We start from the raw sequence: 20977 nt of genomic DNA, 5'->3' as shown, positions 1-20977 counted from the left end.
ACAGAGTCAAGTTGCGGTGGTCGTGCGGCGTCGGGGGACGTGGCGGCGGTAGGGACTGACCGTGGGGTCGTCGGCGATCCAGTAGCGCCAGGGGTGGTCGGCTCCGTCTCCGCCGACGCCGGTGCGCGGGCCATTGCGCACCAGTTCCGGGGCTGGCGGACGGCCGTGCAGTACGGAGAGGGGGGCGTTGCCGCCGACGCACAGGTCGGTGCCGTCGAGACTGCGGTCGATGTCGAGGGCGGTGGCCAGGCGGGCGGGACCCTTGGCCAGTTCCCTGGCGCTGCGGGCTTTGGGGCGGCGGACGGCGGCCAGCTCCGCGCCCGTGAGGATCTCGCCGGCGCGCAGCAGGACTCCGCTCGCCTGGCCGTCAGGGCAGCAGACGGCGTTGAGGCTGAACCACATGCCGTAGATGAAGTAGACGTACGCATGGCCGGGCGGGCCGAACATGGTGGCGTTGCGTGCGGTGCGGCCGCGGTAGGCGTGGGAGCCGGGGTCGTTCTCGCCGTCGTAGGCCTCGACCTCGGTCAGCCGGAGTTCGATCGGACCGTCGGGGGTGTGCCGGAGGAGCGTGCGGCCCAGCAGGTCGGGGGCCACCTCCACGACGGGGCGGGCGAAGAAGTCGCGGGTGAGCGGCATTCGTTCCGGTACGTCGGTCATACGGACCGAGGGTAGTGGAGCCGTTCGGGCGGCGGCTGGCCATGGGGGCACCGCTGTTGGGAAGGTGTGGGCCGTGGAACCGGGTCGCGTGGTTCCGCGTTCGTAGGAAGCGCGCCGGGAGCACGGTGCGCTACGGGAAACACAGGCATTCCGCCTGGGGAGGACGAGCATGGGATTCAAGAAGCTGCTGGCGAGCCTGGGGGCCGGGGGCGCGTCGGTGGAGACGGTGCTCTTCGAGGAGAACGTGGTCCCGGGCGGGGTCGTGCAGGGCGAGGTGCGGATCCAGGGCGGGTCCGTGGCGCAGCAGGTCGAGGGGCTGTCGGTCGGGCTGCAGGCGCGCGTCGAGGTCGAGAGCGGCGACGAGGAGTACAAGCGGAACATCGAGTTCACCAAGGTGCAGTTGGGCGGTGCGTTCGAGGTGCAGCCGGGCGCGGCGCACACCGTGCCGTTCGGGCTGGAGATTCCGTGGGAGACGCCGGTCACGACGTTCCTCGGGACGCATCTGCACGGGATGAACGTCGGGGTGACGACGGAGCTGGCGATCGCCCGTGCCGTGGACTCCAGTGATCTTGACCCGGTGAACGTGCACCCGCTGCCGGCGCAGCAGGCGATCCTGGACGCGTTCGGCCGGCTCGGCTTCCGCTTCAAGGCCGCCGATCTGGAGCAGGGGCACATCCGGGGGACCCGGCAGCGGCTGCCCTTCTACCAGGAGATCGAGTTCCATGCGCCGCAGCACTACCGGGGGCTGAACCAGGTCGAGCTGTCGTTCGTGGCGGACGACCGGGAGATGGACGTCGTCCTGGAGATGGACAAGAAGCCGGGGCTGTTCACGGAGGGTTCGGACACCTACCGGTCGTTCACGGTGGGGCTGAACGACTTCGAGGGGACCGACTGGGCGGCATATCTCAACCAGTGGCTGGCGGAGGTCGGCGGTAAGCGGAACTGGCTCTAACCTGGCCGGACAGGTGTCAGCAAGCGATCAGGAGGTGTCGAAGTGTCCGAGCTGAAGCGGCGGCCGCTCCCGCACGATTTCCATCCGCCGGTGCCGTCGTTCACGGTGCAGAGCGAAGAGGTGGAGCCGGGCGGGACGCTGCGCGCGGAGCAGGTCTTCGCCGAGGGGAACCGTTCGCCGCAGCTGCGGTGGGAGGGTGCTCCCGCGGGGACGAAGAGCTACGCCGTCACCTGCTACGACCCGGATGCGCCGACGGGCAGTGGCTTTTGGCACTGGACGCTGTTCGACATCCCGGCGTCGGTGACGGAGCTGCCGGCCGGTGCCGGGTCCGGGGAGATGAAGGGTCTGCCCGAGGGCGCCGTTCATGTCCGTAACGACTACGGCACGCGGGACTTCGGGGGCGCGGCGCCGCCGCCCGGGGACGGTCCGCACCGCTATGTGTTCACGGTGTACGCGGTGGACCAGGCGAAGCTCGGTCCGGACGCGGATGCGTCGCCTGCCGTCGTGGGCTTCAACCTGCGGTTCCATGCGATCGGGCGGGCCCAGCTGATCGCGGAGTACGAGGTGCCCGCGGCGGGCTGAGCCCCGTAATTCCGTTGCGCCCCGGCGCTTCCCGCACGCACAGTGGTGTCCGTGCCGACGCCCCTCACCGGGGCGTCGGACAGTCGGTACCGCAGTGGCGGGAGCGGCGGGGCGCTGGTGTGTCGTCCGCTGTTCGCCGGAGCCCGCGTTCCGGGTGTCCTCGCCGGCTGCCGTTCGCTCCGGGTCTCGCGTGTTCACGGGGGTGGGACCCGGAGCGCACTCTTTCCGAGGTGTGCGGCTCTGCCGCGGCACCTCCTTTTCATCTTCCGATCGCCCGCCATTTCCCTTGTGGCATGCGGAAATTGCGTTGTTCGGGGAATACCTGCCGCTGCACAGTGGAGCAACTTCGCCACGGGGGCGGAGCGGGTCCGGGAGGTGGGACGGGATGCGCGAGACGCTGGTGCTGAATGCGAGCTTCGAGCCGCTGTCGACGGTGACGCTGCGGCGTGCGGTGGTGCTGGTCATGCAGGACAAGGCCGTCGTCGAGCACGCGCACCCGGGGCTGCGCATCCGTGCCGCTTCGGTGGATGTCCCGGTGCCGCAGGTGATCAGGCTCAGCAGATACGTACGGGTGCCGTTCCGAAGACGGGCGCCCTGGTCGCGGCGGGGTGTCCTGGTGCGTGACCAGCACCGGTGTGCGTACTGCGGGCGCCGGGCGACGACCGTGGACCATGTGGTGCCGCGGTCGCACGGCGGTGGGGACACCTGGCTGAATACCGTCGCCTCGTGTGCGGAGGACAATCACCGCAAGGCGGACCGTACGCCCGAGCAGGCGGGGATGCAGCTGCTGCGGCGGCCGTTCGAGCCGACGCCGGCGGATGCGTTGCTGTCGACGCTGGGGGTGTCGGTGCGGGACGGGCTGCCGGAGTGGCTGCCGGTGCCGGCGTAGCGCACACCAGCCGGAATTCTCGTCCAGCTCCCCCTACTTCAGGAGGAGCTGGACGATGGCCAGCAGGCCGACGAGGACGATGACGGCGCGCAGCGCGGTGGGCGGCAGCCGTCGGCCGACCTTCGCGCCGAGCTGGCCACCGAGGGTGGAGCCGAGCGCGATCAGGGCGACGGCGGTCCAGTCGAACTCCGCGACGAAGAGGAAGAAGACCGCCGCCACGCCGTTGACGACGGCCGCGAGGACGTTCTTGATGGCGTTGATCCGCTGGAGGTCCTCGTTGAGCAGCACGCCCATCAGGGAGAGGTAGATGACCCCCTGTGCGGCGCCGAAGTAGCCGCCGTAGACGCTGGCCAGCATCAGGCCGAGGAGCAGGGCGGTGCCGCCGTCGGGGTGGGCGCTGGTGCCGTTGCGCTCGCGCCGGGCGCGGACCCTCGCGGCGAGCTTGGGCTGCGCGACGACGAGTACGAGCGCGAGGGCGATCAATACCGGGACGATGGTGTCGAAGGCCTTGGAGGGCAGCCCCAGCAGCAGGATCGCGCCGCCGAGGCCGCCGATGAGGGCGAAGGCGGCGAAGCGCAGCAGACGGCGGCGCTGGCCGGCGAGCTCTCGGCGGTAGCCGAAGGCGCCGCTGAGCGAACCGGGCACCAGGCCAAGGGTGTTGGAGACGTTGGCCGTGACGGGCGGCAAGCCGAAGGCGAGCAGTACCGGGAAGGTGATCAGCGTCCCGGATCCGACGATGGTGTTGATCGTGCCGGCGCCGATTCCCGCGGCGAAGACTGCGACTGCTTCCCCGATGGACAAGGCCATCTCCTCACATGGTCAGGGTCGCCTCCCCGCCATGAAGGTCGAGGGGCCACCACTGATCATGCACGAGGCTGAACGGGTCAGTCGATGGGGGGCGCTTCGCGGTTCGGCGAGCTGGGCTTGGGGATGGAACCGCCGCCGGTCGGCGGGGTGAAGTTGCCGAGGGCGCCGCCGAGGCCCTTGAGGGCGTCGCCGATCTCGCTCGGCACGATCCAGAGCTTGTTGGCATCGCCCTCGGCGATCTTCGGGAGCATCTGGAGGTACTGGTAGGAGAGCAGCTTCTGGTCCGGGTCGCCCGCGTGGATCGACTCGAAGACCACCCGGATCGCCTGGGCCTCACCCTCCGCGCGCAGGGCCGCAGCCTTGGCCTCACCCTCGGCGCGCAGGATCGAGGACTGCTTCTCACCCTCGGCGGTGAGGATCTGGGACTGCCGGACACCTTCGGCCTGGAGGATGGCGGCGCGCTTGTCGCGGTCGGCGCGCATCTGCTTCTCCATCGAGTCCTGGATGGAGGTCGGCGGCTCGATGGCCTTCAGCTCGACGCGGTTGACGCGGATGCCCCACTTGCCGGTGGCCTCGTCGAGGACGCCGCGCAGCGCCGCGTTGATCTCCTCCCGGGAGGTCAGGGTCCGCTCCAGGTCCATACCGCCGATGATGTTCCGCAGGGTGGTGACGGTGAGCTGCTCGATCGCCTGGATGTAGCTGGCGACCTCGTACGTCGCGGCGCGGGCGTCGGTGACCTGGTAGTAGATCACCGTGTCGATGTTGACGACGAGGTTGTCCTGGGTGATCACCGGCTGCGGCGGGAACGGCACGACCTGCTCGCGGAGGTCGATGCGGTTGCGGATGGAGTCGATGAACGGGACGACGATGTTCAGGCCGGCGTTGAGCGTGCGGGTGTAGCGCCCGAAGCGCTCCACGATGGCGGCGCTGGCCTGTGGGATGACCTGGATCGTTTTGATGAGTGCGATGAACACGAGCACCACCAGGATGATCAGGACGATGATGATCGGTTCCACAGCGGCTCCCGTGCCCTTCGTTGCTGGTCCGTGCCGGCCGGCGACCGGCTTGACGTTGATCAGTCTTTCAGAGACGTGGCTCGTCGCGCAGCGTGTTGGGGTCAGATGACGACGGCGGTGGCGCCTTCGATCTCGACGACGTCGACCTGCTGGCCGGGCTCGTAGACCTGGCCGGCGTCGAGAGCGCGGGCGGACCAGACCTCGCCGGCGAGTTTGATGCGGCCGCCGACCCCGCCGTCGACGCGCTCCAGGACCGTGGCGCTCTTGCCCTTCAGCGCGTCGATTCCGGAGGCGAGTTGGGGGCTCTGGCCGCGATGGCGGTTGGCGATCGGGCGCACGACGGCGATCAGCGCGACCGATACCGCCACGAACACAAGGACTTGCAGAACGGTGCCGCCACCGAACCCTGCGGTGACGGCACCGGCGACGGCACCGACCGCGAACATCCCGAATTCGGGCATCGCGGTCACGACGAGAGGAATACCCAGTCCTACGGCGGCGATCAGCCACCACACCCATGGATCCACGGCTTCATGGTAGATCCGTACGGCTGCGCGGGACAGGGGACGATCGGTCAGCGGCAGGGACCACGCGCCGCGATGGGGCCCCGGACGACGGCTGGGGGCGCCTTGCGGGCCGGCGGGCGGGCGCTCAGGTCAGCGGCAGACCCTGCGCGGTCCAGCGGTCGTTGCCGTTGCGCTCGACGATCAGCGGGAGACCGAAGCAGTGGGAGAGGTTGCTGGAGGTCAGTTCGAGCTCCAGGGGGCCGGCGGCCAGCACCTTGCCCTGACGGATCATCAGGACGTGGGTGAAGCCCGGGGCGATCTCCTCGACGTGGTGGGTGACCATGATCATCGAGGGGGCGTACGGGTCACGCGCGAGGCGGCCCAGGCGGCGCACCAGGTCCTCGCGGCCGCCCAGGTCGAGGCCGGCGGCCGGCTCGTCCAGCAGCAGCAGCTCGGGGTCGGTCATCATCGCCCGGGCGATCAGGGTGCGCTTGCGCTCGCCCTCGGAGAGGGTGCCGAACTTGCGGTCCAGGTAGTCGTTCATGCCGAGGCGGTCGAGGAAGGCGCGGGCGCGCTGCTCGTCGACGTCCTCGTAGTTCTCCTGCCAGTGCGCGGTCATGCCGTACGCGGCGGTGAGCACGGTCTGCAGGACGGTCTGGCTGCGCGGGAGCTTGTCGGCGAGCGCGATGCCGGCGACGCCGATGCGCGGGCGCAGATCGAAGACGTCGACCTTGCCGAGCTGCTCGCCGAGGATCGACGCGCTGCCGGTGCTCGGGAAGAGGTAGCTGGAGGCGAGATTCAGCAGGGTGGTCTTGCCGGCACCGTTGGGGCCGAGGATCACCCAGCGCTCCCCCTCCTTCACCGACCAGGAGACCTGGTCCACCAGAGCCCGTCCTTCGCGGACCACGGATACGTCCACCAGCTCCAGCACATCGCTCATGAGCGCGATCTCTCCCATTGCTTCTCGGTCGTCGTGTGCACCGGTAGGCGCAGCCCCCCTGCAAACCTACGCCACTCGTTGTCGGTGCTGTTCCCTAGGCTGGGGGGCATGCTCGATGAACCTCGTTCAGGACGGCTGGCGGCATGGGGAAATGCCCTTTTGGCCGGACTTGTCTCACCTGATGACGCCGCGGACCGTATCGCGGACGACGATGCGGTGCACCGCGTGGAGGGCCTGCCCGGGGAGGATCAGCCGGTCGGGCTGACCCTCGCGCTGGGGCGGCTGCGGGCCCTGGGGGCGGTCGGCCTGCGGGTGGCGCTGCCGGTGCCCGGCCATCCGCTGGGGCTGTGCGGGCCGCCGGAATTCAACGCGGCGGCGCTGGAGGCCGAGGAGGCGGTGCTCGCCTCGGGTGCGGGGCTCGGACTGATCCCGGAGACGTACGAGGCCGGGCCGGAGGGCGGGGCCGGGCCCGATGTGCATGTGGAGGTGGTCTGGCGCTGCCTTCCGGTGCGCGAGGCGCCGCCGGCCGATGTGCCGTCGCTGGGTGAGGCGGAGCGGGAGCTGGCGGAGGCGCTGCGGGAGGCGACCGAGCTGCTGTCGACGCTGGATGTGGCCGGGGCCGGTCCGGTGGCGCAGGCGGCGCTGGCGGCGTACCGGGCGCGGGCGGAGGCCGGCCGGCAGGTGCTGGCGCCCGGGTACCCGCCGCGTGCGGTGCGGGTGCTGGAGCTGGCGCAGCGCGTCGGTGCGCTGATCGACATCGCGCAGCAGGCCGGCGGGGAGCACGGTGGCGCGGTGAGCTCGTCGGAGATCGCGGCCCGGGCCGAGGCCCTGCGGCCGGTGGAGCGGACGGCCCGGCGGGCGCAGGTGGCGGCGTACAACTCCGCGGTGGAGGAGCGGGAGCGGCACCGGGGGTGAACGGGACGGGCCCCGCCGGACCATTGTGTGGTCCGGCGGGGCCCTTGCCGACCGGGGCCGAACGCCTCTGGGCAGGCGAAGCCGTTCGGCCCGGGTCGGACAACCTCAGTTGTTGGCGCTGAAGTTGCCGACGGCGGGGTTGAGCACACCGACGACATTGACCGTGTTGCCGGTGGCGTTCACCGGGACGTGCACGGGGACCTGGGCGAGGTTGCCCGAACCGATGCCGGGGGACTTCGTCGCCGCACCGGCGGCCTCGCCGGCGGCGAAGGCGGAACCGGCGGCCGCACCGAGGGCGAGTCCAGTGGTGGCGAGGACGAGGGCGGCCTTCTTGGCGGTGTTCATGGGGCGTGTTCCTCACGTGGTGGCACAGTGCCGGAAGGACAGTGTCTGAGGGAGGGGACCGGCCGCGCGTCCGTGGGCGGACGGGGCCGGTCCGGCGCGACCCGCGCGGACCATGGCGTCAGGCGGGTCAGGCGGATGCTGCGGGCGGGACTGCGCTCAGTGGTTGAGGCAGGGGTCGCCGAAGGTGGGGTTGAGCGCACCGATGGCGGTGACGGTGAGACCGCAGGCGTTCACGGGAACGTGCACCGGAGCCTGGACGGAGTTGCCGGAGACGATGCCCGGGGAGTGGTCCGCACCGCCGGCGGCCTGCGACTGCGCCGAGGCGACACCGGCGCCCGCGAGGGCGAGACCGCTCGCCGCCATGGTGATGGCCGCTGCCCGCTTGATGTTCTTCACTTCTGACTCCTCCTTGCCGTTGCCGTGGCCAGCCGCCACGACTGCACTGGACAACGGCCGGGCCCGGGAAGGGATGCGCCGAACGGGCTACCGCTACACGACAGTATGAATCTCGGATCTGAAGACGACATTCCGCTTGTCGTCGCTGTACGGGAGCACCGGGTACGGCGGTGCTCCCGTACGGAGTTCAGGCGCCGATGCCGTGCCGTACGGCCCACAGGGCGGCCTGGGTGCGGTCGGCGAGGTCGAGCTTCATGAGGATGTTGGAGACATGGGTCTTGACGGTCTTTTCGGACAGCACCAGGGCGCGGGCGATCTCGCGGTTGGAGCGTCCGTCGGCGATCAGGCCGAGCACCTCGCGTTCCCGGTCGGTCAGTGACGTCCCGCGTCCCTGGCCGCCGTTGCCCTCCTCCTGGGCGAGGAGGGCTACGGCGACCTCGGGCTGCAGCAGGACATGGCCCGCGTGGACGGAGCGGATGGCGCCGGCCAGCGCGTCCGGGTCGATGTCCTTGTAGACGTAGCCGGCCGCGCCTGCGCGCAGCGCCGGGACGACGGTGCGCTGTTCGGTGAAGCTGGTCACGACCAGCACCCGGGCGGGGTTGGCCAGTTCGCGGAGTCGGCGGAGCGCCTCGATGCCGTCCATGCCGGGCATCTTGACGTCCATCAGGACGACGTCCGGCTGGAGTTCCTCGGCGGCGGCGATACCCTCGGCCCCGTCGGAGGCCTCCCCCACGACCTCGATGTCGTCCTGGACCTCCAGGAACGTCCGCAGCCCGCGGCGCACGACCTGGTGATCGTCGACGAGCAGTACCCGGATCGCCGGGCCGGCGGCCCGTGAACGGCCGCTTCCGCCGCGGTCGTCCGGGGGGAGCGTCCCCGCGCCGCCCCTGTCCCTGTCAGCCACCGGGCACCTCCATCTCGACAGCGGTGCCCTTGCCGGGCTCCGACTCCACGGTGAGCTTGCCGCCGACGCCGCCGGCGCGGTCATGCATCGAGACCAGGCCGAGATGGCGGCCGGCCCGGCGGACGGTGGCCGGGTCGAAGCCGCAGCCGTCGTCGGCGACCCGCAGCAGCCCGCCCTGGCCGCTCCGGCTCAGGGTCACCTCGACGTGCTCGGCTCCGGAGTGCCGCAGGGCGTTGTGCAGCGCCTCCTGGGCGACGCGGAGCACGGCCTCCTCCTGGGCGGCGGGCAGCGCCCGGACACAGTGGGCCGTGAAGGAGACGCGTGCGGAGTGGGCGCGGTCGAGTACCTGGACCTGGGAGCGCAGGGTGGCGACCAGACCGTCCTCGTCCAGGGCCGCGGGCCGCAGCTCGATGACGGCGGCCCGCAGTTCGTCGGCGGCCTCCGCGGCCAGCGCGGCGACCTGGTGGAGTTCGTCCTTGGCGCGGTCGGGGTCGCGGTCGACCAGGGCGGTGGCCGCCTGGGCGGTGAGGCGGAGCGAGAAGAGCTTCTGGGCGACCGCGTCGTGCAGCTCGTGGGCGAGCCGGGCGCGCTCCCCGGCGATGGTCAGCTCGCGGCTGCGCTCGTAGAGGCGGGCGTTGGTCAGCGCGATGGCGGCGTGCTGGGCGAGTATGCCGAGCAGTCGCTCGTCGTCCTCGGTGAAGCCGCAGCGGCCGTCCTCCTTGGGGCAGCGCTTGTTGGCCAGGAAGAGGGCGCCGAGGATCTCGTCGCCGTCGGCGACCGGCAGGCCGAGGAAGTCGGACATGTCCGGGTGGGCCGCCGGCCAGCCGCCGAAGCGGGGGTCCTCGCGGACGTCGGCGAGCCGCTCGGGGGTGGCGTTGTGCAGCATCGCGGCGAGGATGCCGTGCTGGCGGGGCAGCGGGCCGATGGCCTTCCACTGCTCGGCGCTCACGCCGTCCACCACGAACTGGGCGAAGCCGCCGTGATCGTCGGGCACCCCCAGGGCGGCGTACTCGGCATCCAGCAGCTCGCGGGCCGAGGCCACGATCGTCTTGAGGACGTCGCGCACCTCCAGATGCCTGCTCATCGCCAGGATCGCGGTGCTCACCGCGGGGATCCCCGCGCCCGGTCCGTTGGTCATGGGATCACCGTACCGGCGGGGCGACCAGCCCGTATCGGTCCGATGGCGGCCGCCGCCTACGCCCCCGGGCCTAGGGCGAATGCCCTGGCCACGGCCGGTCCGGCGGCCGACGTCCCGGGGGCGGTGGCGTTCCTACCGTGAGGGCGAGGGCCGGGTGCGGACCCGGCCGGAAAAGGGGACGTGATCATGCCGGTGGCGGTCATCACGGGGGCATCGAAGGGGCTGGGCCGGGCGCTCGCCGGGGCGCTGGCCCGGCGCGGGTGGGATCTGGTGGTCGACGCCAGGTCGGCCGGGCCGCTGGAGGAGGCGGCGCGGGAGCTGCGCGGGGCGGGGGTCCGGGTGGTGGCGCTGCCCGGGGATGTGACGGACGGCGGGCACCGGGCGGCGCTGGTGGCCGCGGCCCGGGAGCTGGGCGGGCTCGATCTGCTGGTGAACAACGCCAGTGCGCTGGGGGCCGAGCCGCTGGTGCGGCTGGCGGACCAGCCGCTGGCGGGGCTGCGGAGGGCGCTGGAGGTGAATGTGGTGGCGCCGCTGGGGCTCACCCAGGAAGCATTGTCGCTTTTGCGCGCTTCCTCCTACCTGCCCTCGTATGAAGAAGTCACCCCTTATAGAGGAGAGGCTCCTTATATAGGAGATATAGGGAAGAGCGCGGCATACGATCCGCACCCTTATTCCGAGAATTCCCAAAATGCCCAGTTGTCCGATTCGCCCACTTATGTAGGGGCGAGTGGGGCGGTCCTCACCATCAGCTCGGACGCCGCCGTCGGGGCGTATGCGACCTGGGGCGGCTACGGAGCGGCGAAGGCGGCGCTGGACCAGCAGTCGGCGGTGCTCGCGGTCGAGGAGCCGGGGCTGCGGGTGTGGTGGGTGGACCCGGGCGACATGCGGACCGATCTGTACGCGGCCGCCGTCCCGGACGATGACGATTCCGGGCGGCCGCTACCGGAGACGGTGGTCCCGGCACTGCTGGGGCTGCTGGACCGCGCCGCCCGTAGTGGGCGGTACACCGTGGCCGCGGGGCGGGCCGTGCCCGAGGGGCGGAGCCCGCGGTGACCGCGGCGCTGCGGGTCCCGCAGGAGCTGTCGGCCGCGGTCCCGGCCGAGCAGCGGGGGCCCGGCCTGGACCGGGACGCCGTACGGCTGCTGGTGAGCCGGGGGACGGCCGAGCCCGGCCACCACGACTTCGGCGCACTGCCCGAGCTACTGGCGGCGGGCGACGTGCTGGTGGTGAACACCTCGCGAACGCTGCCGGCGGCGGTGGACGGCCGGGTCGGGGACGGCCGGGGGCGCGGCGAGCCGGTGGTGGTGCACTTCTCGACCCGGGCGGACCGGTGGCATCCGGCGGGCCGCGCGGTGGCCGGGCACTGGGCGGTGGAGCTGCGCAGCCCGGACGGGCGGGGCAGCACCCGGCCGCGGGCGGGCGGCCCGGCCGGCACGGTGGTGCGGCTGCCCGGCGGGGCGCGGCTCGTACTGGAGGCCCCGCTGGACCCCGGGAGCGCGCGGCTGTGGTGGGCGCGGGTGACGGGCACGGGCGTGCCGGAGCTGATGCGGCGCCACGGGCGGCCGATCCGCTACGGCTACACCGAGCGGGACCAGCCGCTGGCCGCGTATCAGACGGTGTTCGCGCTGGACGGGCCCGGCGGCAGCGCGGAGATGCCGAGCGCCGCCCGCCCCTTCACCGCGGAGCTGGTGGCGCGGCTGGTCAGCAAGGGGGTGCTCTTCGCGCCGGTCTCGCTGCACACGGGGGTCGCGTCCGCGGAGGCGTTCGAGCCGCCGTATCCGGAGCGGTTCGTGGTGCCGCCGGCCACCGCATGGCTGGTGAACGCCGTACGGGCGCGGCGGCAAGCCGCCGGGCGGCGCCGGACGGCACCGGGCGGGCGGATCGTGGCGGTGGGGACCACGGCCGTACGGGCCCTGGAGTCGGCGGCCGGCGCGGACGGGCGGGTGCGGGCCGCGGCCGGCTGGACGGACCTGGTGGTGACGCCGCAGCGCGGGGTCCGGGCGGTGGACGGCCTGCTCACCGGGCTGCACGAGCCCACCGCCTCGCATCTGCTGATGCTGGAGGCGGTGGCGGACGCGGAGGTGCTGCGGCGCGCCTATGCGGCGGCGGTGGAGCGGCGTTATCTGTGGCACGAATTCGGCGATCTGCATCTCGTGCTGCCGGACTGAGTGCCGGGTCCGTCGGACGCGGCGGGGGTGAGCGGCGGCTGGCCTGGGCGGCGCTGAGCCGGGGCGGCGGAGCCACCCAGTGACGACGGGCCTCGCGCGCGCGGGCGTACGGGCGGGGAAGACGCGGGCACCCCGGCGAGGAAAGAGCGGCCTCGCTGCCGCCTGCGCCGGGCGCGGCGGGGCCTCCCCAGGGGGCGCCGGTACGGGCCGGGTGAGCGGCCGACGCAGCCCGTAGCTCCGGCCCGGAGAGCGGCCGGTGCGCCCCGCCATTCCGGCCCAGGTGAGCGGCTGACGCACCCGCGATTCCCACCCCGAACGGCACCCAGGGAATGCGAAGTGCCCGATTTGCGCCGAACGCCCCCCAACCAGGCCAGGGTTGGGGATTTCCGCATACCGACTGTGCGTTTGCAATTACTTCCGGCGAGATAAACCTCCCCGCATTGTGACGCCGGACATAGGACGCAGGTCACTTACGAGCCGGGTTAGTGGACCAAGGAATACATCGTGAGCTGGGAAGGTCTTATCCGGGACGCATTATGTTCGCCCTGGGTTCCACTAACTTCGATCGTATTTAGCACCTTTGCCGTGGGAATTTCCGGCCGCTAAGAATGGCTCTCGTCGCTCGGCGCCGTGACCTGAACTCGGCGTTTTGCCGCCGCTCACAGGCCCGTGCGATGTCCCCCCATCGGAAGAGGTCGCCCCCGCCATGCCCAAGCACGCCAATTCTGGTTTTTCTCGCCTGACCCGGACCCACAAGCTCTCCGTGGCCGGTGTGGCCGCCGCCGGTGCCGCCGCTCTGGCCCTCTCCGTCGTGCCGGGCAACGCCGCCGACCAGGGCAAGACCCAGGCCACCGCGGTGGAGAACGCGCAGCCGGCCGCCTTCAGCGCCGTCGGCACCGCCGGCCGGACCCAGCAGGCCACGATCGCCAGGCAGGCCGACAGCTCCGCTGCCAAGGGCAAGGCCGAGGCCGCCGCCAAGCAGGCCGCCGCCAAGAAGGCTGCCGCCGAGAAGGCCGCCAAGGCGAAGGCCGCCGCCGCTGCGAAGGCCAAGGCCGCGAAGGCGCGCGCCGCGAAGGCCGCCGCGAGCCGGTCCGCCGTGCGCACCGCGATCCCTGCCGCCGCCCCGAAGCCGGCCGCCAAGCCCGTCGTGAAGCGGGTCGTGAAGACGTACCCGAACAACCTGGACGGCTGGATCCGCGAGTCGCTGGACGTGATGGCCAAGAAGGGCATCCCCGGCTCGTACAACGGCATCTACCGCAACATCATCCGGGAGTCCTCCGGCAACCCGATGGCGATCAACCTCTGGGACATCAACGCCCAGAACGGCATCCCGTCCAAGGGTCTGCTCCAGGTCATCGACCCGACCTTCCGGTCGTACCACGTCAGCGGCACCTCCTGGAACATCTACAACCCGGTCGCCAACATCACCGCCGCCTGCAACTACGCGGCCGCCAAGTACGGCTCGATGGACAACGTCAACTCGGCCTACTGAGCCGCAGTTCACGCTCCGCGCACCGCGCACACACCGCCGAGGGGCGGCACCCGACATCGGGTGCCGCCCCTCGGGCGTGGCGGTGCGGTCGTGGCGCTTACTTGCGCATGACCTCCGGCTCGTGGCGGCGCAGCAGCCGCGCGACGACGAAGGCGAGTCCGACGCCCAGGGTGATCAGGATGATCATGTCCATCACGTAGACACCGGTCTGGTGCTTCCACAGCGGGTCCGGGTTGCCCGGCTCCCACGGCAGCAGGGTGTTCATGTCGGCGGTCGCGCCCATCGCCGCGACGGCCCAGCGCGACGGCATCAGCCAGGCGAACTGGGCGACGCCCACGGTGTCGAAGAGCTGGAAGAGCACACCGGTGAAGACCACCTGGACGATGGCGAACATGACCAGCAGCGGCATGGTCTTCTCGGCCGTCTTGACCAGCGCGGAGATGATCAGGCCGAACATCATCGAGGTGAAGCCGAGCGCGATGATCGCCAGCGCCATCTCGATCGCCGGGGCGTCCGCCACCACCAGGCCCTCCGCGGGCATGTTGCGGGTGGAGAAACCTATCGCCGCGATGATCACGCCCTGGAAGGCCGTGACCACGCCGAGCACGATCACCTTGGACATCAGATACGCCGACCGCGACAGGCCGGTGGCCCGTTCGCGCTCGTAGATGACCCGCTCCTTGATCAGCTCACGGACCGAGTTGGCGGCGCCCGAGAAGCACATGCCGACCGCGAGGATCAGCATGATCGTGCTGGCGTCGCGGTTGGTGCGGTGCCTTTCCAGCGGGCCGTATCCGAGGCCGAAGTCGCTGGGGATCAGCATCGAGACCACACCGAGCACCGCGGGCAGGATCAGCATCAGTCCCAGGAAGCCCCGGTCGGAGGCGAGCACCGAGACATAGCGGCGCATCAGCGTCCACAGCTGCGAGCCCCAGCTCTGGGACTTCTGTATCCGGGCCGGCGGCGCCTGGACGTTGACCGACTGCGGGGCGACGGCGTCGAAGTCCGCCGCGTACAGCTGGAAGTGCGGGGAGCCGCGCCAGCGCCCCATCCAGTCGTAGTCGCGGTAGTTCTCGAACGCGGAGAAGACGTCCGCCCAGGTGTCGTACTGGAAGAAGTTGAGCGCTTCCTCGGGCGGGCCGAAGTAGGCCACGCCGCCGCCCGGGGCCATCACCAGCAGCTTGTCGCACAGCGCGAGTTCGGCCACCGAGTGCGTGACGACCAGGACCGTACGGCCGTCGTCGGCCAGGCCGCGCAGCAGCTGCATGACATCGCGGTCCATGCCCGGGTCGAGACCCGAGGTCGGCTCGTCCAGGAAGATCAGTGACGGCTTGGTCAGCAGCTCCAGGGCCACCGAGACCCGCTTGCGCTGGCCGCCGGAGAGCGAGGTGACCTTCTTGTCCTTGTGGACGTCGAGCTTGAGCTCGTGCAGCACCTCGTCGATCCGGGCCTCGCGCTCGGCCTCCGCGGTGTCGCCGGGGAAGCGGAGCTTGGCCGCGTACTTGAGCGCCTTCTGGACCGTCAGCTCCTTGTGCAGGATGTCGTCCTGCGGGACCAGACCGATGCGCTGGCGCAGTTCGGCGAACTGCTTGTAGAGGTTCCGGTTGTCGTAGAGGACATCGCCCTGGTTGGCGGGGCGGTAGCCGGTCAGCGCCTTGAGCAGCGTCGACTTGCCGGAGCCGGAGGGGCCGATGACCGCGATCAGCGACTTCTCCGGGACGCCGAAGGAGACGTCCTTGAGGATCTGCTTGCCGCCGTCGACGGTGACCGTGAGGTGGCGGGCCGAGAAGGAGACCTCGCCGGTGTCGACGAACTCCTCCAGGCGGTCGCCGACCAGCCGGAAGGTGGAGTGGCCGACGCCGATGATGTCGTTCTGGCCGATGACCTTCGTGCCGGACTTGGTGACCGGCTGGCCGTTGACGTAGGTGCCGTTGTGGCTGCCCAGGTCGCGGATCTCGAAGCGGCCGTCGGGGGTGGCGCGGAACTCGGCGTGGTGGCGGGAGACCTGGAGGTCGGAGACGACCAGCTCGTTCTCCAGCGCACGGCCGATGCGCATCACCCGGCCCGTGTCGAGGCGGTGGAACGTGGTCGGGCTGCGGTCGCCGCCGGCCGGGGCGCCGCCCGCCTGCTGCGCGGGGCGCTCCTGCTGCGGGCGGGCCTGCTGCGGGGGAATGGCCTGCTGGGCCTGCTGTGGCGGGGCGTACGGCGGCCGGCCGCCCTGCGGCGGTGCCTGCCAGCCCTGCTGGGCGGGCGGCTGCTGCTGGGCGGGCGGCGCCTGCCAGCCCTGCGCGGCCTGCTGCTGCACGGCCCCCGCCGGCTGTGCGCCGAAGGCGTCGGCGGCCGCCGGGGCGGACAGCGACACCCGGGGGCCGTCGGTGGCGTTGCCCAGATGCACGGTCGAGCCGGGGCCGATCTCCATCTGGTGGATCCGCTGGCCCTGGACGTAGGTGCCGTTGGTGCTGCCCTGGTCTTCGATGAGCCAGCTGCGGCCGGCCCATCGGACGGTGGCGTGCCGCCAGGAGACCCTGGCGTCGTCCAGCACCATGTCGCCCTGCGGATCACGCCCCACGTTGTAGGACCGGGACGGATCGAGCGTCCAGGTCCTTCCGTTCAATTCGAGTACGAGTTCAGGCACTCCACGCCCCATTACATAGTCCCCCGAGTGACGCCCTGTATGGGAAGTCCAGGGATGGCGAACATCGTAGGAACTATTTCAGGCTCGGAGGCCCGACCGGAAACCGGGACGCGACAGGGCTGCACGGGCCTCGCCGGGGCGCCCGCCAAAGGCTCCCGGAGCGCGGGAAGAGCCAATGAAAGCGCAGAGATCACCGTATTCCGGGTGTTCCGTATGAAGCGGTGCCATTCGGGCACAGTCCGCTCCCGCCGGGGATGTCCTGCGGGTCCGCCGCGCAGGCGGCATGATGGAGGAGACGGACACCTTCCGGCCAGGCGATCCGTCGTGGCCGGGTGCCGACAGGGCGCCGAACGCGTCGGCCCGGCACGGACGTTGGCCGGCCGGCGCAGGCCTCCGGCCGACGGGCCGGACACGACTCCATAACGATCAACGGGGCACCCGGAGCCGGGGGCGACGGGGCGCGGGTGGGGCCGGCCCGGGGCCGCGCCGGTCCGAACCCCGGACAGGCGTTTGGACGCGGCCGTCCGGCGGTTACCGTAAGGGCACCATGAGCGCATCGCAGATCCCGCCTGCCACCGCCGTACCGGGCGATGACGTACCGACCCTGCTCGTAAAGATCTTCGGGAAGGACCGGCCCGGCATCACCGCAGGTCTCTTCGAGACCCTCGCCGCCTACTCCGTCGATGTCGTCGACATCGAACAGGTCGTGACCCGGGGACGCATCACGCTGTGCGCGCTGGTCACCGCCCCCTCCCCCGGCCAGGGCTCCGCCGAGGGCGACCTGCGGGCGACCGTGCACGGCTGGGCCGAGTCGATGAACCTCCAGGCGGAGATCATCTCCGGCCGGGGCGACAACCGGCCGCGCGGCACCGGACGTTCGCACGTCACCGTGCTGGGGCATCCGCTCACCGCGGAGACGACCGCCGCGATCGCCGCCGCCATAACGGCCACCGGCGGCAACATCGACCGCATCTTCCGGCTGGCCAAGTATCCGGTGACCGCCGTCGAGTTCGCGGTCTCCGGTGCGGAGACCGCGAGCCTGCGCAGCGTGCTGGCCCCCGAGGCCGCGCAGCTCGGGGTGGATGTCGCGGTGGTCGCGGCCGGGCTGCAGCGCCGGGCCCAGCGGCTGGTCGTCATGGATGTCGACTCGACGCTGATCCAGGACGAGGTCATCGAGCTGTTCGCGGCGCACGCCGGCTGTGAGGCCGAGGTCGCCGAGGTCACCGCCGCCGCGATGCGCGGTGAGCTGGACTTCGAGCAGTCCTTGCACGCCCGGGTCGAGCTGCTCGGCGGGCTCGACGCGTCCGTGGTCGAGGCGGTGCGCAAGGAGGTGCGGCTCACCCCCGGTGCCCGCACCCTGGTACGGACCCTCAAGCGGCTGGGCTACCAAGTCGGCGTCGTCTCGGGCGGTTTCACGCAGGTCACCGATGCGCTCCAGGAGGAGCTCGGGCTGGACTTCGCCTCCGCCAACACCCTGGAGATCGTCGACGGGAAGCTCACCGGCCGGGTCACCGGCGACATCGTCGACCGGGCCGGCAAGGCCAGGCTGCTGCGCAGCTTCGCCCAGCGGGCCGGGGTGCCGCTGGCACAGACCGTGGCGATCGGTGACGGTGCCAATGACCTCGACATGCTCAACGCCGCCGGGCTCGGTGTCGCCTTCAACGCCAAGCCGGTGGTGCGGGAGGCGGCGCACACCGCCGTGAACGTGCCGTTCCTGGACACCGTGCTGTATCTGCTGGGCATCACCCGCGAAGAGGTCGAGGCGGCGGAGACGCACGTCGGCTGAGCGGGGCGGGGTCAGGGGCCGTCAGGGGCCTGGCCGAGCCGTATGAGCGGGGCAAGCTCGGGGCCGTACGTCGGCCCGGCCGCCCGCCGCGGCCGCCCGGACCAGCGGTACGGCTGCCCGGACCACCCGTACGGGAGCCGCCCGGGCACGGAAAGCGTCCCGGCGGACGCGCCTCACCCGCCGGGGAACGGTCCCGCACACACCAAGGCCCCGGCAGACAGCTGCTGCCGGGGCCTCGTCGCGTCCGGGCCGCCCCGCGCGCACGGCGGCAGGGGCGCCGGGATCAGTCGTGCGGCGTCCAGTACGCGACCAGCCGGCCGACGCCATGCTCCACCGACTTCCAGGAGCCGTTGAAGCTGAGCACGGCCAGCGAGGCGGTGGGGAATCCGCTGCGGTTCATCCGCGGCAGCAGATCGCCCTCGGCCTCGCCCGAGAGCGCGTCGGCGAGGGCGTGCACACCGGGGTTGTGTCCGACCAGCATCAGGTCGGACACCTCGTCGGACGTCTCGTTGAGCAGCGCGATGAGCTCCCCCAGGGAGGCTTCGTAGATCCGCTCCTCATAGACGGTCTTGGGCCGCTGCGGAAGCTCGTGGACGGCGAGCTTCCATGTCTCACGGGTGCGCGTGGACGTCGAGCACAGGGTGAGATCGGGGGTGATCCCGGCTCCGGCCAGCCAGCGGCCGGCGACCGGGGCATCCTTGCGGCCGCGCTCGGCGAGCGGACGTTCATGGTCGCTGGACTCCGACCATTCGGCCTTGGCGTGTCGGAAGAGGACAATCCGGCGTGGTGTATCGGCGCTCATGCGTCCCAGCTTCGCACGAAAGGCGGCGCGGGGCGCGGGGTGTTGAACTGCTGATTCCGCCTCTTGGGGCGGTCCGCGGACGGTCATCAGGCACCACTGCGGACAATCCTGGCCAAGATCTCCAGCAGCGGGGCCAGGCCCTGCGGGAGGCCGGCGGCACTCGCCCGGGAGGAGTGGGCGACGAGCGCCAGCAAGGCCACGAAGGAGACCACCGGCAGGGCCACCGCCCACCACGGCAGCCGCGCCCGCCGACGCTGGGCCCTGGCGGCGGGTGACCGGCGGAACACCGGGGGCATGCGGATCGCCTCCGTGGCGGCGCGAAGGGCGGCGCGACCGCGGACCGCGGTGCGCCCACCGCGTTGTGCGGTGTACTTCGACGCTACGGATCCGCCCCCGCCGTTCCCACCCGGGAAACCACCCACTCGTCCCTGATCCCGGCCCCCTAGGGGATGGTGGGGCGGCCCCACCCCGTCCCCCGGCCCGGCTAGGGCGCGGCGATACTCGCGATGATCGCGACGAGAACGGTCACGCCGAGCATGGCGCCCAGGACGAGGAGCAGCTTCTTGTGGCTGTTCTGCGGATTCGGTTCGAGCACTGGCATGGGCCCAGTGTCGCACTCAGGCCTCGTCCTCGATCCGGCGGTCCCGGCCGGCCAGCACCCCCAACGCGATCTGCGGCACCATCAGCCCCGCCATCAGGGCGATCGGCAGCCCCCAGCCACCGCTGTGCTGGTAGAGCGTGCCGACCAGCAGAGGTCCGGGGATGGAGAGCAGATAGCCGACGCATTGCACGAAGGCCGACAGCTTGACGACCCCGGCGGAGCTGGTCGCGCGCATCCCGATCATCGTCAGGGCCAGCGTGAAGGCGCAGTTGGAGACGCCCATCAGCAGCGCCCAGGCCCAGGCGCCGGCGGCCGGGGCCAGATACAGCCCGGCCTCACCGGCCAGCCCGCACAGGCCGAGCAGCACCACGAGCGGACCCTGATGCCGCATCCGGGCCGCCAGCCGCGGCACCACGAAGGAGAGCGGGACGCCCACCGCCATGGTGACCGCGAGCAGCACCCCCGCGGTGCCCGCCGGCACCCCGGCGTCGCGGAAGATCTGCGGCATCCAGCCCATCGTGATGTACGCGGCGGTGGCCTGCAGACCGAAGAAGAGGGCCAGCCACCAGGCGGTCGGCGAGGAGGTGATCCGTACGGGGGCCTCCTCGGGGCGTACCGCGGCGCCCGCGGACGGTCCGGCGGCGGCCGCGCGCTGCCGTGCCACCACGAGCCAGGGCAGCACGGCGACGGCGGCGAGCACCGCCCACCCCGCCAGTCCGGCCCGCCAACTGCCGCCCAGCGCACCGGCCATGGGCACGGTGAGCGCCGCGGCGAGCGAGGTGCCCAGGGCCAGCGCCATGGAGTAGAGCCCGGTCATCGGGCCGACCCGGTCGGGGAACCAGGCCTTGATCACGACCGGGATCAGCACATTGCTGACCGCGATACCGGCCAGGGCGACCGCGCTGGCGGCGAGGAAGCCGCCGGTGCCGCCGGCGAACGGGCGCACCGCGATGCCCAGCGTGATCGCGGCCAGCCCGGCGCAGACGATCGTGCCGGGCCCCCAGCGTCTGGCCAGCCGGGGCGCGGCGATACCGAAGACGGCGAAGCACAGGGCCGGTACGGAGGTCAGCAGCCCGGCGACGGTGCCGCTCATGCCCAGGCCGTCGCGGACCTCCTCCAGGAGCGCGCCGAGGCTGGTGATGGGCGGGCGGAGGGTGAGCGCGGCGAGCACCAGACCGGCCATGACGATCCGCGGCAGCCAGCGGCCGGCCGGTCCTCCGCCCGCCGCCGGACGCTGGGAGCCGCCCGCCGGACCCCGGGAGGCGACTCCCGCAGGGCCGGACTGCGGGAGCCCGGTGTCGTCGCTCGGTCGGGCGGGCGGGGCCGTGGAGCGCTGCTCGGCGGCGCCGAGTATCGCGGTGTCGTCGTCTGTCATGGGTCAAGCATAGAATCATGGGATGAATCCCTGTCCAGCGGATATCGGTACCCTCTGCTGGCCCGGGCGGC

At 71.7% G+C, this 20977-nt stretch carries 22 protein-coding genes; 8 read left to right on the top strand and 14 right to left on the bottom strand.

Annotated elements, in window-relative coordinates:
• Positions 1 to 6: 6 nt before the first annotated feature.
• The gene (locus CPH93_RS27220) at positions 7 to 657 is read right to left on the bottom strand and encodes a DNA-3-methyladenine glycosylase (RefSeq protein ID WP_096214336.1); all 651 of its coding nucleotides are present in this window, start codon (positions 655 to 657) and stop codon (positions 7 to 9) included.
• Between the two features lie 169 nt (positions 658 to 826).
• Here CPH93_RS27220 and CPH93_RS27215 point away from each other — a divergent pair, with 169 nt between their 5' ends.
• From CPH93_RS27215 to CPH93_RS27205, 3 genes are all read left to right on the top strand, one after another.
• Positions 827 to 1609: a sporulation protein gene (locus CPH93_RS27215; protein ID WP_096214335.1), complete on the top strand. Its 783-nt coding sequence runs from the start codon at positions 827 to 829 to the stop codon at positions 1607 to 1609.
• A gap of 42 nt (positions 1610 to 1651) precedes the next feature.
• Positions 1652 to 2191, top strand: a complete 540-nt coding sequence (locus CPH93_RS27210; RefSeq protein WP_096214334.1) for a YbhB/YbcL family Raf kinase inhibitor-like protein — start codon at positions 1652 to 1654, stop codon at positions 2189 to 2191.
• 385 nt (positions 2192 to 2576) lie between these two features.
• Positions 2577 to 3080, top strand: a complete 504-nt coding sequence (locus tag CPH93_RS27205; RefSeq protein ID WP_093482505.1) for an HNH endonuclease — start codon at positions 2577 to 2579, stop codon at positions 3078 to 3080.
• 33 nt (positions 3081 to 3113) lie between these two features.
• Here CPH93_RS27205 and CPH93_RS27200 read toward each other — a convergent pair whose 3' ends face one another.
• From CPH93_RS27200 to CPH93_RS27185, 4 genes are all read right to left on the bottom strand, one after another.
• Positions 3114 to 3887 carry a sulfite exporter TauE/SafE family protein gene (locus CPH93_RS27200; protein ID WP_173909892.1) on the bottom strand — a complete coding sequence of 258 codons (774 nt, stop codon included), beginning with the start codon at positions 3885 to 3887 and terminating at the stop codon, positions 3114 to 3116.
• 77 nt (positions 3888 to 3964) lie between these two features.
• Positions 3965 to 4903 (bottom strand): SPFH domain-containing protein, encoded by a 939-nt coding sequence (locus CPH93_RS27195; protein WP_030087611.1) that lies wholly within the window; start codon positions 4901 to 4903, stop codon positions 3965 to 3967.
• Between the two features lie 101 nt (positions 4904 to 5004).
• Positions 5005 to 5418 (bottom strand): NfeD family protein, encoded by a 414-nt coding sequence (locus CPH93_RS27190; protein ID WP_093482506.1) that lies wholly within the window; start codon positions 5416 to 5418, stop codon positions 5005 to 5007.
• A gap of 136 nt (positions 5419 to 5554) precedes the next feature.
• Complete coding sequence (locus tag CPH93_RS27185; RefSeq protein WP_093488531.1) at positions 5555 to 6349, bottom strand: ABC transporter ATP-binding protein; 795 nt, start codon at positions 6347 to 6349, stop codon at positions 5555 to 5557.
• A gap of 108 nt (positions 6350 to 6457) precedes the next feature.
• Between CPH93_RS27185 and CPH93_RS27180 the strand changes: the two genes are divergently transcribed.
• Complete coding sequence (locus CPH93_RS27180) at positions 6458 to 7264, top strand: hypothetical protein (protein ID WP_093482507.1); 807 nt, start codon at positions 6458 to 6460, stop codon at positions 7262 to 7264.
• Positions 7265 to 7369: 105 nt separating this feature from the next.
• Here the strand turns inward: CPH93_RS27180 and CPH93_RS27175 are convergent, their stop codons facing one another.
• From CPH93_RS27175 to CPH93_RS27160, 4 genes are all read right to left on the bottom strand, one after another.
• Positions 7370 to 7609 carry a chaplin gene (locus tag CPH93_RS27175; protein ID WP_096214333.1) on the bottom strand — a complete coding sequence of 80 codons (240 nt, stop codon included), beginning with the start codon at positions 7607 to 7609 and terminating at the stop codon, positions 7370 to 7372.
• Positions 7610 to 7765: 156 nt separating this feature from the next.
• Positions 7766 to 8005 (bottom strand): chaplin, encoded by a 240-nt coding sequence (locus CPH93_RS27170; RefSeq protein WP_006606422.1) that lies wholly within the window; start codon positions 8003 to 8005, stop codon positions 7766 to 7768.
• A 187-nt stretch (positions 8006 to 8192) separates the two neighbouring features.
• On the bottom strand, positions 8193 to 8822 hold the full coding sequence (locus CPH93_RS27165; protein WP_093488533.1) for a response regulator: 630 nt from the start codon (positions 8820 to 8822) through the stop codon (positions 8193 to 8195).
• A 79-nt stretch (positions 8823 to 8901) separates the two neighbouring features.
• Complete coding sequence (locus CPH93_RS27160; RefSeq protein ID WP_093482510.1) at positions 8902 to 10047, bottom strand: GAF domain-containing sensor histidine kinase; 1146 nt, start codon at positions 10045 to 10047, stop codon at positions 8902 to 8904.
• A 186-nt stretch (positions 10048 to 10233) separates the two neighbouring features.
• Between CPH93_RS27160 and CPH93_RS27155 the strand changes: the two genes are divergently transcribed.
• The 3 genes from CPH93_RS27155 to CPH93_RS27145 all read left to right on the top strand — a co-directional run bounded on the left by CPH93_RS27155 (position 10234) and on the right by CPH93_RS27145 (position 13707).
• Entirely contained in the window at positions 10234 to 11100 is an 867-nt protein-coding gene (locus CPH93_RS27155) for an SDR family NAD(P)-dependent oxidoreductase (protein ID WP_096215614.1), read from the top strand.
• Positions 11097 to 12215, top strand: coding sequence for an S-adenosylmethionine:tRNA ribosyltransferase-isomerase (locus CPH93_RS27150; protein WP_096214332.1), 1119 nt, complete (start codon positions 11097 to 11099; stop codon positions 12213 to 12215). The genes CPH93_RS27155 and CPH93_RS27150 overlap by 4 nt, the downstream gene beginning before the upstream one ends.
• 706 nt (positions 12216 to 12921) lie before the next feature.
• Positions 12922 to 13707: a transglycosylase SLT domain-containing protein gene (locus CPH93_RS27145; protein ID WP_096214331.1), complete on the top strand. Its 786-nt coding sequence runs from the start codon at positions 12922 to 12924 to the stop codon at positions 13705 to 13707.
• 97 nt (positions 13708 to 13804) lie between these two features.
• Here the strand turns inward: CPH93_RS27145 and CPH93_RS27140 are convergent, their stop codons facing one another.
• Positions 13805 to 16354 (bottom strand): ABC transporter ATP-binding protein/permease, encoded by a 2550-nt coding sequence (locus CPH93_RS27140; RefSeq protein ID WP_096214330.1) that lies wholly within the window; start codon positions 16352 to 16354, stop codon positions 13805 to 13807.
• 535 nt (positions 16355 to 16889) lie between these two features.
• Here CPH93_RS27140 and serB point away from each other — a divergent pair.
• Entirely contained in the window at positions 16890 to 18128 is a 1239-nt protein-coding gene (gene serB / locus CPH93_RS27135) for a phosphoserine phosphatase SerB (RefSeq protein WP_006606415.1), read from the top strand.
• A 283-nt stretch (positions 18129 to 18411) separates the two neighbouring features.
• Here serB and CPH93_RS27130 read toward each other — a convergent pair whose 3' ends face one another.
• The 4 genes from CPH93_RS27130 to CPH93_RS27120 form a co-directional block, all read right to left on the bottom strand.
• Positions 18412 to 18930: a SixA phosphatase family protein gene (locus CPH93_RS27130; RefSeq protein ID WP_093482514.1), complete on the bottom strand. Its 519-nt coding sequence runs from the start codon at positions 18928 to 18930 to the stop codon at positions 18412 to 18414.
• Positions 18931 to 19016: 86 nt separating this feature from the next.
• On the bottom strand, positions 19017 to 19226 hold the full coding sequence (locus CPH93_RS27125; RefSeq protein WP_096214329.1) for a hypothetical protein: 210 nt from the start codon (positions 19224 to 19226) through the stop codon (positions 19017 to 19019).
• A gap of 188 nt (positions 19227 to 19414) precedes the next feature.
• Positions 19415 to 19531 carry an SGM_5486 family transporter-associated protein gene (locus tag CPH93_RS37340; protein ID WP_254068946.1) on the bottom strand — a complete coding sequence of 39 codons (117 nt, stop codon included), beginning with the start codon at positions 19529 to 19531 and terminating at the stop codon, positions 19415 to 19417.
• Between the two features lie 16 nt (positions 19532 to 19547).
• Positions 19548 to 20906 (bottom strand): CynX/NimT family MFS transporter, encoded by a 1359-nt coding sequence (locus tag CPH93_RS27120; protein ID WP_096214328.1) that lies wholly within the window; start codon positions 20904 to 20906, stop codon positions 19548 to 19550.
• Between the last annotated feature and the right edge of the window lie 71 nt (positions 20907 to 20977).

It is taken from the genome of Streptomyces sp. 2323.1, from assembly GCF_900221035.1.
GTDB lineage: Bacteria > Actinomycetota > Actinomycetes > Streptomycetales > Streptomycetaceae > Streptomyces > Streptomyces sioyaensis.
The sequence above is the reverse complement of the archived record's forward strand: the minus strand, read 5'-3'. Positions and strand labels throughout refer to the sequence as shown.

Coding starts and splice junctions, on each gene's coding strand:
- CPH93_RS27130 (WP_093482514.1), bottom strand. CDS start 18,930: ATGAGCGCCGATACACCACGCCGGATTGTCCTCTTCCGACACGCCAAG.
- CPH93_RS27215 (WP_096214335.1), top strand. CDS start 827: ATGGGATTCAAGAAGCTGCTGGCGAGCCTGGGGGCCGGGGGCGCGTCG.
- CPH93_RS27175 (WP_096214333.1), bottom strand. CDS start 7,609: ATGAACACCGCCAAGAAGGCCGCCCTCGTCCTCGCCACCACTGGACTC.
- CPH93_RS27125 (WP_096214329.1), bottom strand. CDS start 19,226: ATGCCCCCGGTGTTCCGCCGGTCACCCGCCGCCAGGGCCCAGCGTCGG.
- CPH93_RS27140 (WP_096214330.1), bottom strand. CDS start 16,354: ATGGGGCGTGGAGTGCCTGAACTCGTACTCGAATTGAACGGAAGGACC.
- CPH93_RS27120 (WP_096214328.1), bottom strand. CDS start 20,906: ATGACAGACGACGACACCGCGATACTCGGCGCCGCCGAGCAGCGCTCC.
- CPH93_RS37340 (WP_254068946.1), bottom strand. CDS start 19,531: ATGCCAGTGCTCGAACCGAATCCGCAGAACAGCCACAAGAAGCTGCTC.
- serB (WP_006606415.1), top strand. CDS start 16,890: ATGAGCGCATCGCAGATCCCGCCTGCCACCGCCGTACCGGGCGATGAC.
- CPH93_RS27205 (WP_093482505.1), top strand. CDS start 2,577: ATGCGCGAGACGCTGGTGCTGAATGCGAGCTTCGAGCCGCTGTCGACG.
- CPH93_RS27155 (WP_096215614.1), top strand. CDS start 10,234: ATGCCGGTGGCGGTCATCACGGGGGCATCGAAGGGGCTGGGCCGGGCG.
- CPH93_RS27220 (WP_096214336.1), bottom strand. CDS start 657: ATGACCGACGTACCGGAACGAATGCCGCTCACCCGCGACTTCTTCGCC.
- CPH93_RS27200 (WP_173909892.1), bottom strand. CDS start 3,887: ATGGCCTTGTCCATCGGGGAAGCAGTCGCAGTCTTCGCCGCGGGAATC.
- CPH93_RS27180 (WP_093482507.1), top strand. CDS start 6,458: ATGCTCGATGAACCTCGTTCAGGACGGCTGGCGGCATGGGGAAATGCC.
- CPH93_RS27145 (WP_096214331.1), top strand. CDS start 12,922: ATGCCCAAGCACGCCAATTCTGGTTTTTCTCGCCTGACCCGGACCCAC.
- CPH93_RS27185 (WP_093488531.1), bottom strand. CDS start 6,349: ATGAGCGATGTGCTGGAGCTGGTGGACGTATCCGTGGTCCGCGAAGGA.
- CPH93_RS27160 (WP_093482510.1), bottom strand. CDS start 10,047: ATGACCAACGGACCGGGCGCGGGGATCCCCGCGGTGAGCACCGCGATC.